The following is a 15,636-nucleotide window of genomic DNA, read 5'->3' on the forward strand; positions in this document are numbered from 1 at the left end:
GCGCCGTGGACGCAGAGTCAAGGTGTAGCTGACCGTCCAGTCGCTCTGTTCCAGGCCCTCCGCAACCGCGCCAGTACGTCGACCGGATGGTGCCCCTTCGTCACGCGTATCACGTTCCAGCCCGAATCCTGTATGTATTCGGCGCGTTTGAGGTCGTAGGCGACACGGATCGGATCGTTCCAGTGCTGACCACCGTCGTACTCGAGCGCGAGACGGAGATCCTCCCACCCCATGTCGAGGTAGAACATCGTCCATCCATCCGGCCCAGCGACGGGTATTTGGGTACGCGGACGGGGGTAGCCGCCACGAATAACCAACAGCCGCAACCATGTTTCCTTCGGAGATTCCGCTCCGGCGTCCATCAGTGCAAGTGCCCTCTCGAGACGACGCAGGCCGCGGGTGTGCCGGTGCGCTCGGGCGAGCTCTTCGACCGCGGACGTCTTGAACCTGGTGGCAGCAGCGAGTGCATCGAGGCGAGCGACCGCACTACTCAGCGAACCACGGCGGCCCAGGTCGAATGCTGTGCGCTCCGCAGTGGTGACGGGGATACCATCGACTCGCTCGAACTCGTTGGACAGCAACAGGTCGTGGCGAGTCACTACACCGCTCGGAGAACGCGCGTTACGCCAGATCAACTCGACAGGCACGTCGTCGTCGATCCATTTCGCGCCCAGCATCGCCGATGCCGCTGCCCCGGCAATAACCGCTTCGCGGTGTGACCACAGCCAAGCGGCAACGGTGCGCTGCCGTAGGGTCGGCTCGATTTCTCTGTCCAAGTAGACATTCGGCATCAGCGGCCGGTAGTACCGGCGCAGCTGATACCGGTTCAGCACACCCTCTGCGAGCGCTTCCGTGCCGACGAACGGCAATCGTCGGAGCGCAGGCCTGCTATCCCCCATGCCGCCAGCGTGCTGATCGCAACCGACCAATTGACATTCACTTTGCGTTCATGGCGCGAAATTGTGGATAAATCGCGCCATGGACGCAGAGTCGACGCGCGAAAAAGGCCCGGCACGTTTCGTGCCGGGCCTTTTCGTGAGTCTGCTAGTCGCTGTTGAAGTACGCCAGCAAGCGCAGGATCTCGATGTACAGCCAGACCAGCGTCACGGTCAGGCCGAGCGCGATGCCCCACGCCGCCTTCTCCGGCGCACCGGCGCGGATCATCTGGTCGGCCGCGTCGAAGTCGATCAGGAAGCTGAACGCAGCCAGGCCGATGCAGATCAGCGAGAAGACGATGGCGAGCGGGCCGCCGCTGCGCAGGCCGAGGCCCTCACCGCCGCCGACACCGAACATCGCGAGCACCAGGTTGCCCAGCATCAACACGACGACGCCGAACAGGCTGGCCACGATGAAGCGGGTGAACTTCGGCGTCACGCGGATCGCCCCGGTCTTGTAGACCACGAGCATGCCGGCGAACACGCCGATGGTGCCCAGAACGGCCTGGCTGATCAGCGCTCCGGCGCTGACGCCCGACACCATCAGGTTGGCCACCACGAACGAGAACGCACCCAGGAAAAGGCCCTCGAGCGCCGCGTAGCTCAACACGATGCCCGGGTTATCCTGCTTGCGTCCGAACGTCGCGATCAGCACCAGGACCAAGCCGCCGAGCGCGCCCACCAAGGTGAACGGCATGGCGAGGCCGATGTTCTGCGCGACCAGGAAGTACGAGACGACCGCGACGGCCGACAGCACGGCGAGCGTGACACCCGTCTTGGTGACGACGTCATCGATGGTCAGCGGCCGCGCAACACCCGCCTGCCGCTGCTCCGGGTACTGCGACACATAGGGGTCGGCGTGTACCGCCTGCGTACCGTAGCCGGCGGCCCCGGTACCGAATTGCGCATATCCGCCCTGCGTCCTTGGCAGGGTGCGAAATACGGGGTTGCTGGATTCCCGCACCGTCGGTTCCTCTCGTGTGAAGTCGATCGTCAATCGGCGAACACACCGTCAACGATCCGTGTCCCTGGTTCGGTTCCCGGCAACGCCGTCGAACTTTCCCAGCTTGTTCCCAGGAAACCCTACCCAAAGCAATCGCAGGTCGGGCGACGTTCTACATTGCATACCCGTGGGCGAAAACGAGGATGTCCTAGTAACAGTTGACCGCGGCGTCGGCCTGATCACCCTCAACCGGCCCAAGGCCATCAACTCGCTGAACCACTCCATGGTCGCGACCATGGCGCGCGTGCTCACCGACTGGGAGGGCGACGATGCCGTCACCGCCGTCGTGGTCGACGGCGCCGGCGAACGCGGCCTGTGCGCGGGCGGCGACATCGTCGCGCTCTACCACAGCGCGCGAGCCGAAGGCTCCGAGAAGGGCCGCGAAGCGCGAGCGTTCTGGTACGACGAATACCTGCTCAACGCACAGATCGGCCGGTTCGCCAAACCGTATGTCGCCCTGATGGACGGCATCGTCATGGGCGGCGGCGTCGGGGTCAGCGCACACGGCAACGTTCGGGTGGTCACCGACACCACCAAGATGGCGATGCCCGAGGTCGGCATCGGCTTCGTTCCCGACGTCGGGGGCCAACTGATTCTCTCGCGCGCCCCCGGCCGGCTCGGCTATCACGCCGCGCTCACGGGTGCGAACTTCGACGGCGCCGACGCCATCGCGATGGGCTTCGCCGACCATTACGTCCCCCACGACAGGCTCGCCGATTTCAAGGCCGCGATCGTCGCGGACGGCATCGACGCCGCACTCGCCGCCCATGCCACCGAGCCACCGCCGAGCAACCTTGTGCGCCAACGCGAATGGATCGACGAGTGCTACGCGGGCGAATCCGCGCTCGACATCGTCGCCGCCCTGCGCGGCCGTGGCGACGCCGCCGCCGAGGCGGCCGACCTCATCGAGACCCGCTCACCCGTCTCGGTTTCCGTCACGCTGGAAGCCCTGCGCCGCGCCGCCGAGCTCGCCACACTCGAAGACGTGCTGCGGCAGGAGTACCGGACGTCGTGCGGGGCCCTGCGCTCCCACGACTTCGTCGAGGGCATCCGCGCCCAGGTCGTCGACAAGGACCGCAACCCGAAATGGTCGCCCGCCTCGCTGGCGGCGGTCACCACCGCCGACGTCGAGGAGTACTTCACGCCGGCCGATCGCGAACTGGAGTTCTCATGACCGATTACGAGACCATTCTCGTCACGCGCGACGACCGCGTCGCGACCATCACCCTGAACCGGCCCAAGGCGCTCAACGCGCTCAACAGCCAGGTGATGCACGAAGTCACCTCCGCCGCAGCCGAATTGGACAATGACCCGGCGATCGGCGCAATCATCATCACCGGCAACGAGAAGGCCTTCGCCGCCGGCGCGGACATCAAGGAGATGGCCAGCCTGTCGTTCGCCGACGTCTTCTCCAGCGACTTCTTCGCCGCCTGGGGCAAGTTCGCGGCCACCCGCACCCCGACGATCGCGGCCGTCGCCGGATACGCGCTCGGCGGCGGATGCGAATTGGCGATGATGTGCGATCTGCTGATCGCCGCCGACACCGCCAAATTCGGCCAGCCCGAGATCAAACTCGGCGTGCTGCCCGGTATGGGCGGTTCGCAGCGGCTCACCCGCGCCATCGGTAAGGCCAAGGCGATGGACCTGATCCTCACCGGTCGCAACATGGACGCCGAGGAGGCCGAGCGGGCGGGCCTGGTGTCGCGGGTGGTGCCCGCCGACACGCTGCTCGACGAGGCCAACGCCGTCGCCAAGACCATCGCCGGGATGTCGCTGTCGGCCTCGCGGATGGCGAAGGAGGCCGTCAACCGCGCCTTCGAATCCACGCTGGCCGAGGGACTTCTGTACGAGCGCCGGCTGTTCCACTCGGCGTTCGCGACCGAGGACCAGACCGAGGGCATGAACGCGTTCACCGAGAAACGCCCACCGAACTTCCGCCACCGTTAATCTTCGGGGGTGACAGACGCCCGCGACGACACCACCGATACGACGGTCGACGAACCGCCGCGGGAGGAACAGGCCGACAAGCCGAAAGACACCGCGTGGTGGGTGCGGCGCTACACCTTCACGGGCACCGCGCTCGGGCTGATCTTCATCTGGCTCTCGCTGACGCCGTCGTTGCTGCCCCGCGGGCCCTTGTTCCAGGGTCTTGTCAGCGGCGCCGCAGGCGCTTTCGGATACATGCTCGGCGTGTTCGTGGTGTGGCTGGTGCGCTACATGCTGTCCAGGGACACCACCCCGCCGGCACCGCGGCAGGCGTGGATCGCGCTGGCGGTCATCGGCGTCATCGGCCAGGTGTTGATGATCGTTTACTTCCACATCTGGCAGGACGAGGTGCGCGACCTCAACGGCGTAGCACGCATGGGCTTCTGGGAGCACCCGCTGACCGCGGTGCTGTCGATCGTGACGCTGTTCGTGCTCGTCGAGATCGGGCAGTTGATCGGCAAGCTCGTCCGGTTCCTGGTACGCCAGCTCGAACGCGTTGCGCCACCGAGGGTCTCGGCGGTAGTCGTCGTGGTACTGCTGCTCGCGCTCACGATCGCCCTGCTGAACGGCGTCGTCGTGCGCTTCGCGATGAGCACCATCAACCGCACGTTCGCCGCGGTCAACGACGAAACCGATCCCGACTTCCCCGCGCCCACTTCGCCGTTGCGCTCCGGCGGCCCCGGATCACTGGCCAGCTGGGAGTCGCTCGGCCACCAAGGCAGGGTGTTCGTGGCTGCGGGGCCGACGGTCGAGGAGTTGACGGCGTTCAACGGCCGGCCGGCCGTCGAGCCCATCCGCGCCTACGCCGGACTGCATTCCGCGGACGGCATCAAGGCCACCGCCGAGTTGGCCGCCCGCGAACTCCAGCGCACCGGCGGGCTGGACCGTGACGTCGTCGCGGTGGCCACCACCACCGGCACTGGGTGGATCAACGAGGCCGAGGCCTCGGCGCTGGAATACATGTACAACGGCGACACCGCGATCGTGTCGATGCAGTATTCGTTCCTGCCGAGCTGGTTGTCGTTCCTCGTGGATAAGGAGAACGCGCGCCAGGCGGGCCAGGCGTTGTTCGAGGCCGTCGACGCGCTGATCCGCGAGATGCCAGAAGGACAGCGACCGCGCCTGGTCGTCTTCGGCGAGAGCCTCGGATCGTTCGGCGGCGAAGCGCCGTTCCTCGCGCTCAACAATCTCGTCGCCCGCACCGACGGCGCCCTGTTCAGCGGTCCGACGTTCAACAACACGATCTGGACGCAGCTGACCCGCGACCGCGACCCCGGCTCGCCGATGTGGCTGCCGATCTACGACGACGGCGAGAATGTGCATTTCGCCGCGCGCGCCGAGAATCTGGCCCGCCCCGACGCACCGTGGGACAACCCGCGGGTGGTGTACCTGCAGCACGCCTCGGACCCGATCGCGTGGTTCAACCCGGATCTGCTGTTCGCCGAACCGGATTGGCTCAAGGAACCGCGTGGATACGACGTCTCCGGTCGGATGCAGTGGATCCCGGTGGTGACGTTCCTCCAGGTGTCGGCGGACATGGCGGTGGCGGTCGACGTGCCCGACGGTCACGGTCACGTCTACGTCAAGGATGTGGCCAACGCGTGGGCGGCGATTCTGCAGCCGCCGGGATGGACTCCGGAGAAGACCGAGCGCCTCCGACCGCTGCTGTCGAACGACGAGAACGCTTAAGCCAGCACGGTCTTCAACGCGTGGTATCCGCCGATGACATCGGTCGCGCGGTGCAGCCCGAGGTCGAGCAGCGACGCCGCGGCCAGGCTCGAGGTGTAACCCTCCGAGCAGAGCACCACCCATTCGACGTCGTCGTCGACGGCCTGCGGCAACCGGGCGTCGCTGGTCGGATCGCAGCGCCACTCGAGCACATTGCGCTCGATCACCAGCGCTTGATCCACCTCACCCTCGCGGGCGCGCTGGGCCTGAGGCCGGATGTCGACCAGGATCGCGCCGCGGTCCAACGCCACGGGCACCTCGGATGCCGGCATCCGGCGCAGCCGGGCGCGGGCATCGTCCAGAATTCGGTCGATACGACTCGTCACGATCATCCCTCCGGCGCGTCGGTCAACTCGGTCCGGTTGCGGCGCAACGTATTCCGATCTGTGACCTCGTAGTACGACATCGCGGTCAACGGCGGCGAGTAGGCGTGCACGCTCAACGTCGGCGTGATGGGGGCCGACGTGTCGCGATCGGGCGCCCACACCACGTCGTGCACCCATCCCAGCGGGAAGGCCGCCTGATCCCCGGCGCGCAGCCGACGATGCCGCAACGCCCCGCCGTCCCAACGGGTTTCCCGCAGCGCACCCGAAACTACGGTCAGCGCGCCGAGCGAGCCGCCATGGTCGTGCATCTCGGTCGACCGGTCGGGCACCCAGCTGATCAACCAAATGTCGAGCTCGTCATCGCCGTGAAGGCGCGTGAACCACCGCTCGTCGCGGGGTGGGCCGCCGGCCGGCAGCAGGTGGTCGTAGCGGCCGCTGAGCACATTGTCGGCGCCACGGTCGGTGGCGAGCAGAAGATCGGGCAGACGCAGCCTGGTCGGCGCGGAGACTGCGGGGACGGCAGGGGGCAGGACTGCAGGGGAGACCATGAAAGCTCCAAGGAAACCGGAAACGGGCAGGGCGGGGCGCTAAGCCCAACAACACTCCTGGCGTCCGGTCGTCATGGCCGCAAGTCTGGCACGGGTCACCCGCCACTTCCCGGACCGTGGCCGTCCCTCCCGGACGGGTGAGGCATCGCCGCAGGCCAGGCGCATGATTGCGGCGTCGGAGAATAGATTCACCGTGAGCCCAACCCCGACGATCCGTCCAGCCGGTGTTCGCCGCCGGCCGGCCATTGCCTAGATTGACCGACATGCGCATGCGTCACGGCGTCGCGGCGGCCGCAGCGATGATCGCTGTCGTCGCGGGATGTTCATCGGACACCGAAGGCACCTCCGAGGAGGCCTCGTCGCCGACCGAGTCGGCCTCCGCCGCTCCTGATTCGGAAACACCCACGGCGGCACCGGGATCCGTCGCGGTCTCCCCCGGCGGCGTCACCACGGCGGTCGGCGCCCCTGCCGACTCGACCGAGGAGGAGTACGCCAAGGCCTGTGAAGCGGCATGGCAGTTCATGGCCGAACGCGGCGGCGACCCGAAGGACCACATCGAGCCCTACCTCGGCATGCTCCAATCCACGGATTCGGCGGGGCCCGGCACGTACGGCACCCCCTGGTCGCAGTTGCCGCCACCGCGTCAGGCCGCGGTGATCGTCGCCGTGCAGGCCGCCGCCGACCACCTCTGCGACACAAACGGCTGACCCGCACCCGTCCGGGCGCGGGACAATGGTGGCATGGCTAAGCGGGTCGCACTGGCGCTGGGTAGTGGCGGCGCCCGCGGCTACGCCCACATCGGGGTGATCGAGGAACTGCAGGAGCGCGGCTACGAGATTGTCGGCGTCGCCGGATCGTCCATGGGCGCCCTCGTCGGTGGGCTGCACGCCGCGGGAAAGCTCGACGAGTTCTCCGAATGGGCCAAGTCGCTCACCCAGGGCGCCGTGCTGAGGCTGCTCGACCCCTCGATCACCGCGGCGGGCGTGCTGCGCGCTACGAAGATCCTCGACGCGGTCCGCGACATCCTCGGTGACGTTCGCATCGAGGACCTGCCGATTCCCTACACCGCGGTCTCGACGGATCTCATCGCCGGCAAGTCGGTATGGCTGCAGCGCGGCCCGGTGGACGCCGCGATCCGGGCGTCGATCGCGATACCGGGGGTGATCGCGCCGCATGTGCTCGACGGCCGCCTGCTCGCCGACGGCGGCATCCTCGAACCGCTTCCGATGGCGCCGATCGCGGCCGTCAACGCCGACCTCACCATCGCGGTGTCCCTGGCAGGCAGCGAGGCCGGCGGCGCCGAGGAGCCGGCCCCGCACGGCTCGCGCGCGAGCACCGAATGGCTGACCCGGGTGTGGCGCAGCACCACGTCGCTGTTCGAGTCCAATGCGGTGCTGAATCGTTTCGGCACCGCGCAGGAAGGCGATCCCGCGGAAGGGGACAGCGAGGAAGAACTCGTCGACGCCACCAAGGAGGCGTCGGCGGTGGTGCCCAAGCTCGGCAGCTTCGAGGTGATGAACCGCACGATCGACATCGCCCAGGCCGCGCTCGCGCGGCATCAGCTCGCCGGGTACCCGCCCGACATGCTCATCGAGGTGCCGCGTTCGGCCTGCCGCAGCCTCGAGTTCCACCGGGCCGCCGAGGTGATCGACATCGGGATCGAGTTGACCGCCGCCGCACTGGACGCGTTCGACTCCGCACCCGAAAGCGGCACCGCTACCGGGGATTAGAGGCCGAGGTGGTCGGCGATCTGGGCTGCGACTGTGCGGCCCTGCCGGCGTCCGGCGTGCGCCGACGGCGCCCGGCATGCGGGATCGAGCGGGTTGTCTCCGAACCCCGCGAGCGACTCGTCGTCGGCGAACACAGCGAAGGCGCCGTGTGCTTTGGCCTCGTCCCTGGCCGCGGTCCCGAACGGCGACGGTGACGACAGACCCTGCGGAATCAACGCGACCAGAACATCGCAGTCGTCGGCGAGCGCCAGGTTGACGGTGCTGCCGACGCCGCCGTCCATGAACCGGCGCGGCCCGATCGTGACGGGCGGCCACACCCCGGGCACCGCGCAACTCGCCGCGACCGCGTCGACGAGCGAGACGCCCGAGGAGCGGTCGAAGGCCACCAATTCACCGGTGACGGCGTCGATCGCGGGGATGCGCAGATCGCGGTCCGGCCAGTCGTGCGACGGCAGCCGCTGCTCGATGACCCTCCGGCGCACCTCTTCTGTGACGGTGTCGGCGGAGAGCGCGACGGCACCGATGCGCTGCAGTTTCTCGGTTTTCGAGCCGGGCGTGGTCATCGCCTTGAGGAACATCTCGGTGATGCCCTCGATGCCTGCACCAGGGTGAATCTCCGACGACGTCGCCGCGATCTGCCGCTCGAACAACGCCTCCAACCCGAGTCCGCTGACGAGTTGCGCGGCGACCGTGGATCCGGCGGATGTACCGACAAGGACATCGGAGGCCAGCAACGCCTCGGCGGTGGCGGGTGATTCGTCGGCGATACCCGCCAGGATGCCGGTCTCCCATGCGATCCCCGCCAGGCCGCCGCCGGCCAGTACCAGTGCGCGTCTCGTCACAGCCCGTGAGTGTGCCAGGCGACGGGCGTCCGTCGACGCGGCCCCCGGAGCTAGGCGAGTCCCTGGGCGGCCTTGCCGCTGATCAGCGGCAGATCCAGATACGTTGCGATACCAGGTTCGGCGGCGCACACGGCAGGCACCGAGTTCACGCAGTGCGCGGCGGTGCCGACGATGCCGTACTCCGGCCCCTCCCCTCCGACCGCCGACTGGAAACCCTTGACGACGATGTTGACATCAGGATTGCCGCGGACCTCCATCTCGTACCGCTGACCTTCCGGGCCGAATGTCCAAGCGGGGTCGAGGTTTTCCTCACCCATCAACCAGTTCACGGTGACCCGCACCACCGGCTCCTCGTCGACAAGGGCCTCCCAGTGGAATTTTCGCCCGGCAACCTGACCCGGTTCGATAACGCCGATCGGGGATTCGATGGGTGCCGTCGCGACCGCGATCTCCTGCGAAGAACGAACTTTCGAGTCGGCGCGGAAACCCATCTTGTCGACGATCATCTTGACCGCCTGGATGAAACCCCCGTCGAGCAGCTTCTGCATCGGACCGCTGAGCGCTTTGTCGGGCACCTCGCCGAAACCCATCACATGGCGCACGACGTCGGGCGCCTCATAGGTGCGCAGGTCCGAGAATTCCTCGGCCCGAACGAAAGTCACGCCCGTCGAGAAGGCGGAGAACAGAAGCGGAAACTTCTCGCTGATCCCACCGGGCGCGATGCCGGTGCCGTGCAGAGTGGCCTTTCCCGCGATCGCGGCCTCACGCAGCGGTGCGCCCTGCCGGTCGCTGGGATACACCCATCCGACGGGTGTGACGACGTTCTTACCGGAGCGCAGCAACGCGGCCACCTCGTCGGGATCGGGCAGCAGCGGGGAGTAGATCACGGCGTCGGCGTCGAGGGCCAAGATGTCGTCGACGCTGTTGGTCGCGGTCACGCCCAGCGGCTCGGTGCCGATGATCTCGCCGACGTCCTTGCCCGCCTTCTGCGGCGAGTGCACCCAGCATCCGACCAGTTCGAGGTCGGGGTGTTCGAGAACGCCCTTGATCGCCGCGACGCCCACGCCACCGGTCGCCCACTGCACCACCCGCAGGCCCATACCGACTCCTTCACCGAGAAACTAGAACACGTTCTACTCTTGCAGGTCTACACCACAACCCCACCCGTGCGGGTCACAATGACCGCGATGGCCGCGATCAAGATCGGGTTCGGTGTGCTGGGGCCGCTGGAGATGACGGTCGACGGCGCCCCGGTTGCGTTGGGCACCCCCAAACAACGGGCGGTGCTGGCGGTGCTCGTGATGAACCGCAATCGGCCGGTCTCCACCGACGCGTTGATCACCGCGGCGTGGGAACAGTGGCCCCCGGCCGAAGCCAGGGCCAGCCTGCACTCCTACATCTCGAATCTGCGAAAGCTGCTCGGCACCGTGGGCGCCGATCCCAAGTCGGCGTTGGTGAATGCCGCACCGGGATATCGGCTCAACGTCGATGACGCCGCATGCGACCTCGGCCGCTTCGTCGTCGAGAAGGCCGCGGGGGTGCAAGCCGCTGCGGCCGGTCAGTTCGAGCAGGCGAGCCGGCATCTGCGCAACGCGCTGAACGAGTGGCGCGGACCCGTGCTCGACGACCTGCGTGACTTTCAGTTCGTCGACGCATACGCCACCGCGCTCACCGAGGACAAGGTGATCGCCCACACCGCCCACGCCGAGGCCGAGATCGCTTGCGGGCGTGCGTACTCCGTCATCACCGAACTCGAGAGCCTGGTGGGCGAACATCCTTACCGCGAGCCGCTCTGGACGCAGCTGATCACCGCCTACTACCTCGCCGAGCGGCAGTCCGATGCGCTCGATGCGTATCAGCGGCTCAAGACCACGCTCGCCGAGGACCTCGGCATCGACCCGGGTCCGACCATTCGCGCACTGCACGAGCGGATCCTGCGCCAGCAGCCGCTCGATGTTCGAAAGGCCGCGCAGACCACCGCCGTCCACACCGTCGGCGACATCGCGGCGCGGACCGCGATCGCCCCGTCCTCCGCCGTGGCGGCTCTGCACTCGGCCACCGGACAGATCCATCCACTGACGGCGACTGCGACCAGGATCGGGCGGTTGGCCGACAACGACATCGTGCTCACCGGCGCCAGCGTGAGCCGCCACCACGCCGTGATCATCGACACCGGGACCAGCTTCGTCGTCTCGGACCTGCGGTCGGCGAACGGTGTCGAAGTGCGCGGCGAGCGCATCCGCGGGACGGCGATGCTCGGCGACGGCGACCGCATCCGCATCTGCGACCACGAGTTCACGTTTCGGATAGACCCGCATCCGGCCTGATGCCGGTTTAGTGTGTTTTCGTCGGCCAGCCAACCGCCCCGAGGAGCTCCGATGACCGACCCCGAGCCGGGGGAATCTCGTGTGGGTTCCCAGATCGGCCCGTATCGGCTGCGTCGGCTGCTGGGCAAGGGCGGCATGGGCGAGGTGTACGAAGCCGAGGACACCGTCAAGGACCGGATCGTCGCGCTGAAGCTGTTGCCCGAGGCCGCTTCCAACGACCCCGTCTTCCGCAAGCGGCTACGGCGCGAGGCGCACTCGGCGGGGCGACTACAGGAACCGCATGTGGTGCCGATTCACGACTACGGCGAGATCGACGGCCTGCTGTACGTCGACATGCGCATGATCGACGGCACCGATCTGCGCAAGGTGCTCAAGAACTACGGCCCGATGACGCCCGCGCGGGCGGTGGCCATCATCAGACAGGTCGCCTCGGCTCTGGACGCCGCACACGAGAGCGGCATCATGCACCGTGATGTCAAGCCCGAGAACATCATTCTGACGCGCGACGACTTCGCCTATCTCGTCGACTTCGGCATCGCCAACGCCGCCACCGACGAGAAACTGACCGAACTGGGCACCGCGGTCGGCACCTACGCGTACATGGCGCCGGAACGCTTCACCAACGACGAGGTGACCTACCGCGCCGACGTTTATGCGCTGACTTGCGTTCTGCACGAATGCCTCACGGGCTCACAGCCGTTCCCTGGCGACAGCGTGAGCGTCGTCATCACCGCGCACCTGATGCAGCCGGTGCCCAAACCCAGTCGGCAGCGGCCGGGCATTCCGACGGCTCTCGACGCGGTGATCGCCCGCGGCATGGCCAAGAAGCCCGAGGATCGGTACGCCAGCGCGGGCGACCTCGCCGCAGCGGCGAACGACGCTCTGACACAACGCGATCAGGATCAGGCAGCCACCATCCTGCAACGCAGCGAGGCAGCGGGGGTGGCAACTCCCCCACCGCAGGCGTGGTACCGGACGCCCCCGCCGACACCACCGCCGACACCGCCACCGAGTGCGCACCCCGCGTTTCACACACCGCCCGGCGGCGGTCCGCCGAGCGGCCCGATGTGGGCCACCCCTTCACCATCGGGACCGCACCCACCCGGACCGCCGCGCAAGGGCACCCCGTGGCTGCCGATCGCCGCGGCGATCGCGGTCTTCGTGTTGGTGCTGGGGGCCGTCGGGATCTGGTTCGCGGTGAAGCCCGACGACACGCCGTCGGCGTCGACCACGACGACGGCCACGTCGACACCGACCACCGAGCGCACCACCCGCAGGCCACCGCGCACCACGACGCCCGCACCGAATCCGGACTCGTTCGACGCCAAACTGCTCGGGATGCTGCCGCGCGGCTACAACGACGGCGTGTGCCAGCCGGTGAGCCCACCGGCCACGGGGGCACTGGCGACCGTGGACTGCGGACCGGCCTCTCCGCAGGGCGGACCGGCGAACGCGCGGTACTCGCTGTTCGCCGACCAACCGGCGCTCGACAAGGCCTTCGACGACTCCGTCGCGGCCAATCAGGACCTCGTGCCGTGCCCGAACAGCGACGCCGACTCGCCGACCACCTGGCACTACACCGAGACTCCCGACCAGGTCGAGGGCCGCATCGCCTGCGGCGTCTTCAACGGCAACCAGGACATCGCCTGGACCATCAACGAGAACCTCCTGCTCGGTGACGCGCAGGGCGGCAACCTCGCCGACCTGCACAACTGGTGGCTGAAGTACGCCTGACGGTCCGCCAAGACTGCTTCAAGAATCCTTCAAGCGCGCCATCCGACCCTGATGTCAGCCCGGGAACCACCGGGAACCGACACCCACAGGAGTCACGATGTTCGCTTCGCACCGCCTCGCCACGATCGGCACCGCGCTCGCGATGGCCGCGCTCGGATTGGGCGCCGTCACCGGAGCCGGCACCGCCGCCGCGCTCAGCTCGGAAGACGACACCTTCCTGTCCGAGATCAGCGCCGAGGGCATCGCATACGACAGCCCCAGGGCCGCCATCGGCACCGCGCACGACGTCTGCACAAGGCTCGACGACGGCACCGACCCCGTCGCGCTCGGCATGGAGATCCTCGAGAACACCGATCTGACCACCGAACAGGTCGCGACGTTTGTCATCGCATCGGTCGACCATTACTGCCCCGGCAACTCCGTGCTTTTCGGCTGACCCTCGAACTCGCGGGGCCCTGCTGCGAGGGGTGGGGCCCCGCCTTCGCCGGTTGCTGTCCGGGCCGCTAGACACGTCGCGCGCTGTATGTTTGTCGTCAATCGCAGCGCAGCGAAAGGATGAGGGTATGTCGAGCGCCAGAAGCAACAGGGTTTTCGTCGTCGGCGTCGGGATGACGAAGTTCGAGAAGCCGGGCCGCCGCGAGGGCTGGGACTACCCCCAGATGGCCAAGGAATCGGGCACCAAGGCGCTCGATGACGCCGGCATCGATTACTCCGAAGTCGAGCAGGGATTCGTCGGTTACGTTGCCGGCGACTCGACCTCGGGCAACCGGGCGCTCTACGAACTCGGTTTGACCGGCATTCCGATCGCCAACGTCAACAACAACTGCTCGACGGGTTCCACAGCGCTCTTCCTTGCCGCACAGACGATCCGCGGCGGACTCGCCGACTGCGTGATCGCGCTCGGTTTCGAAAAGATGCAGCCGGGCTCCCTGCAGGGCGGCCACGACGATCGTGAATCACCGATGGCCAAGCATGTCGCGGCGATGGCCGAGATCGACGAGTTCGGTTTCCCCGTGGCGCCGTGGATGTTCGGCGCCGCGGGCCGTGAGCACATGCGCCAGCATGGAAGCACCGCAGAGCATTTCGCGAAAATCGGATACAAGAACCACAAGCATTCGGTGAACAATCCGTATGCGCAGTTCCAGGAGGAGTACACCCTCGACGACATCCTGGGCGCGAAGATGATCTCCGACCCGCTGACCAAGCTCCAGTGCTCGCCGACCTCGGACGGCTCCGGTGCGGCGATCGTGGCCAGCGAGGAATTCGTCGACAAGCACGGACTGGCGGGCCAGGCGGTGGAGATCGTCGGCCAGGCGATGACCACCGATTTCCAGTCCAGCTTCGACGGCAGCGCCAAGAACCTGATCGGCTACGACATGAATGTTCAAGCTGCGCAGCGCGTTTACGATCAGTCCGGGCTCGGTCCCACCGACTTCCAGGTGATCGAACTGCACGACTGCTTCTCTGCCAACGAGTTGCTGCTGTATGAGGCCCTCGGCCTGTGCGGCGAAGGTGAGGCGCCCAAGCTCATCGACAACAACGACACCACGTACGGCGGGCGTTGGGTCGTCAACCCCTCCGGCGGGCTGATCTCGAAAGGCCATCCCCTCGGTGCGACCGGCCTCGCGCAGTGCGCGGAGCTGACGTGGCAGTTGCGCGGCACGGCGGACAAGCGGCAGGTCGAGGGTGTCACCGCGGCGCTTCAGCACAACATCGGGCTCGGTGGCGCGGCCGTTGTGACCGCTTACCAGCGCGCCGAGCGCTGATAGGGAATCATGGACCGCATGCGGACCACATGGATCCTCGCCGGAGCCGCAGCCCTCGTGGGTGCGACAGTCGCCGCACCCGCGGGCCTCGCGTCGGCCGACGACCAGGAATCGGCGCAAGAGGTCATCTCCAAGCTACAGGACCAGGGGTACAACGTGACGATCGACAAGATCGGCACCGCCCCGATGTCCGAATGCGTGGTCACCAGCGTGCGCAATCCCCAGCAATTCACCCAGCTGGTGCCGCTCCTGGGCGGCAACCAGGACGGGGTGTTGTTCCCGGTGACCATCAGCAAACCGATCTCGGTATCGCTGGACTGCAGCGGTCGTTAGGAATTCGCCTCACCGGCGCGAGCAGTCCGCGGTGACCGTGATCGTGCGCTGGGCGACCACTTGGATCAGGTCGTCGCCGCGCCGCACCAATTCCGTTCGCTCGCGGGCGTTTCGCACATCAGTGACGACACACTTGTCGAGTGGCGCGCTCCCGATCCGGTTGACCTTGACATCGAAGCCCTGCGCCTCGAGCGTGGCGATGGTCAGCTGGGCCGATTCGGCGGCCGAAGCGATCGCGGGGGGCGTGAGGATCGCCCCGCACGCCGCCGCGGCGAGCCCGGTCATTGTCAACAGTATTGCGCGCATGGCGCGCTCCCTTCGTGTCGTGAAGGCCCCTGCGGCCTTTCAGGGGGTACGACGGGTTAGCGGCGCCAAAGG

The 15,636-nt window shown here is 67.4% G+C and carries 17 protein-coding genes; 10 read left to right on the forward strand and 7 right to left on the reverse strand.

Annotation, left to right across the window (positions count from 1 at the left end):
- Nucleotides 1–17: 17 nt before the first annotated feature.
- Together A5752_RS20115 and A5752_RS20120 are read right to left on the reverse strand one after the other, a co-directional pair.
- Nucleotides 18–899, reverse strand: coding sequence for a type IV toxin-antitoxin system AbiEi family antitoxin (locus A5752_RS20115; protein ID WP_067089180.1), 882 nt, complete (start codon nucleotides 897–899; stop codon nucleotides 18–20).
- A 145-nt stretch (nucleotides 900–1,044) separates the two neighbouring features.
- On the reverse strand, nucleotides 1,045–1,899 hold the full coding sequence (locus A5752_RS20120) for a Bax inhibitor-1/YccA family protein (protein WP_067089575.1): 855 nt from the start codon (nucleotides 1,897–1,899) through the stop codon (nucleotides 1,045–1,047).
- 166 nt (nucleotides 1,900–2,065) lie between these two features.
- Between A5752_RS20120 and A5752_RS20125 the strand changes: the two genes are divergently transcribed.
- From A5752_RS20125 to A5752_RS20135, 3 genes are read left to right on the forward strand one after another with little or no spacing between them, the layout of a single operon-like run.
- Nucleotides 2,066–3,112, forward strand: coding sequence for an enoyl-CoA hydratase/isomerase family protein (locus A5752_RS20125; RefSeq protein ID WP_067089183.1), 1,047 nt, complete (start codon nucleotides 2,066–2,068; stop codon nucleotides 3,110–3,112).
- Nucleotides 3,109–3,885 (forward strand): enoyl-CoA hydratase, encoded by a 777-nt coding sequence (locus A5752_RS20130; RefSeq protein ID WP_067089186.1) that lies wholly within the window; start codon nucleotides 3,109–3,111, stop codon nucleotides 3,883–3,885. The genes A5752_RS20125 and A5752_RS20130 overlap by 4 nt, the downstream gene beginning before the upstream one ends.
- Before the next feature lie 9 nt (nucleotides 3,886–3,894).
- On the forward strand, nucleotides 3,895–5,613 hold the full coding sequence (locus A5752_RS20135; RefSeq protein WP_067089188.1) for an alpha/beta hydrolase: 1,719 nt from the start codon (nucleotides 3,895–3,897) through the stop codon (nucleotides 5,611–5,613).
- Here A5752_RS20135 and A5752_RS20140 read toward each other — a convergent pair.
- Nucleotides 5,610–5,984 carry a rhodanese-like domain-containing protein gene (locus tag A5752_RS20140; RefSeq protein ID WP_197500690.1) on the reverse strand — a complete coding sequence of 125 codons (375 nt, stop codon included), beginning with the start codon at nucleotides 5,982–5,984 and terminating at the stop codon, nucleotides 5,610–5,612. The two genes, A5752_RS20135 and A5752_RS20140, sit on opposite strands and share 4 nt — an antisense overlap.
- Nucleotides 5,981–6,526, reverse strand: coding sequence for a cysteine dioxygenase (locus tag A5752_RS20145; RefSeq protein ID WP_067089191.1), 546 nt, complete (start codon nucleotides 6,524–6,526; stop codon nucleotides 5,981–5,983). The genes A5752_RS20140 and A5752_RS20145 overlap by 4 nt, the downstream gene beginning before the upstream one ends.
- 263 nt (nucleotides 6,527–6,789) lie before the next feature.
- Here A5752_RS20145 and lpqV point away from each other — a divergent pair, with 263 nt between their 5' ends.
- Both lpqV and A5752_RS20155 read left to right on the forward strand, forming a co-directional pair.
- On the forward strand, nucleotides 6,790–7,233 hold the full coding sequence (lpqV, locus tag A5752_RS20150) for a lipoprotein LpqV (RefSeq protein WP_067089194.1): 444 nt from the start codon (nucleotides 6,790–6,792) through the stop codon (nucleotides 7,231–7,233).
- 33 nt (nucleotides 7,234–7,266) lie between these two features.
- Nucleotides 7,267–8,256, forward strand: coding sequence for a patatin-like phospholipase family protein (locus A5752_RS20155; protein ID WP_067089197.1), 990 nt, complete (start codon nucleotides 7,267–7,269; stop codon nucleotides 8,254–8,256).
- Here the strand turns inward: A5752_RS20155 and A5752_RS20160 are convergent.
- Both A5752_RS20160 and A5752_RS20165 read right to left on the reverse strand, forming a co-directional pair.
- A complete protein-coding gene (locus tag A5752_RS20160) occupies nucleotides 8,253–9,098 on the reverse strand; it encodes a patatin-like phospholipase family protein (protein WP_156614023.1) in 846 nt (281 codons plus the stop codon). The two genes, A5752_RS20155 and A5752_RS20160, sit on opposite strands and share 4 nt — an antisense overlap.
- 50 nt (nucleotides 9,099–9,148) lie before the next feature.
- Nucleotides 9,149–10,198 (reverse strand): NAD(P)H-dependent amine dehydrogenase family protein, encoded by a 1,050-nt coding sequence (locus A5752_RS20165; protein WP_067089199.1) that lies wholly within the window; start codon nucleotides 10,196–10,198, stop codon nucleotides 9,149–9,151.
- An 87-nt stretch (nucleotides 10,199–10,285) separates the two neighbouring features.
- Between A5752_RS20165 and A5752_RS20170 the strand changes: the two genes are divergently transcribed.
- The 5 genes from A5752_RS20170 (at nucleotide 10,286) to A5752_RS20190 (ending at nucleotide 15,258) form a co-directional block, all read left to right on the forward strand.
- Nucleotides 10,286–11,425 carry a BTAD domain-containing putative transcriptional regulator gene (locus tag A5752_RS20170; RefSeq protein ID WP_156614025.1) on the forward strand — a complete coding sequence of 380 codons (1,140 nt, stop codon included), beginning with the start codon at nucleotides 10,286–10,288 and terminating at the stop codon, nucleotides 11,423–11,425.
- Between the two features lie 51 nt (nucleotides 11,426–11,476).
- Nucleotides 11,477–13,159, forward strand: coding sequence for a serine/threonine-protein kinase (locus tag A5752_RS20175; RefSeq protein WP_067089202.1), 1,683 nt, complete (start codon nucleotides 11,477–11,479; stop codon nucleotides 13,157–13,159).
- A gap of 97 nt (nucleotides 13,160–13,256) precedes the next feature.
- Nucleotides 13,257–13,595: a DUF732 domain-containing protein gene (locus tag A5752_RS20180; protein ID WP_067089205.1), complete on the forward strand. Its 339-nt coding sequence runs from the start codon at nucleotides 13,257–13,259 to the stop codon at nucleotides 13,593–13,595.
- A 127-nt stretch (nucleotides 13,596–13,722) separates the two neighbouring features.
- Nucleotides 13,723–14,925, forward strand: coding sequence for a lipid-transfer protein (locus A5752_RS20185; protein WP_067089208.1), 1,203 nt, complete (start codon nucleotides 13,723–13,725; stop codon nucleotides 14,923–14,925).
- 18 nt (nucleotides 14,926–14,943) lie between these two features.
- Nucleotides 14,944–15,258: a hypothetical protein gene (locus tag A5752_RS20190; protein WP_067089586.1), complete on the forward strand. Its 315-nt coding sequence runs from the start codon at nucleotides 14,944–14,946 to the stop codon at nucleotides 15,256–15,258.
- Between the two features lie 9 nt (nucleotides 15,259–15,267).
- On the opposite strand, the gene A5752_RS20195 is transcribed toward A5752_RS20190, so the two are convergent.
- Nucleotides 15,268–15,564: a hypothetical protein gene (locus A5752_RS20195; RefSeq protein ID WP_067089210.1), complete on the reverse strand. Its 297-nt coding sequence runs from the start codon at nucleotides 15,562–15,564 to the stop codon at nucleotides 15,268–15,270.
- Nucleotides 15,565–15,636 lie beyond the last annotated feature (72 nt).

This window comes from Mycobacterium sp. 852002-51961_SCH5331710 (assembly GCF_001665535.1).
Lineage (GTDB): Bacteria > Actinomycetota > Actinomycetes > Mycobacteriales > Mycobacteriaceae > Mycobacterium.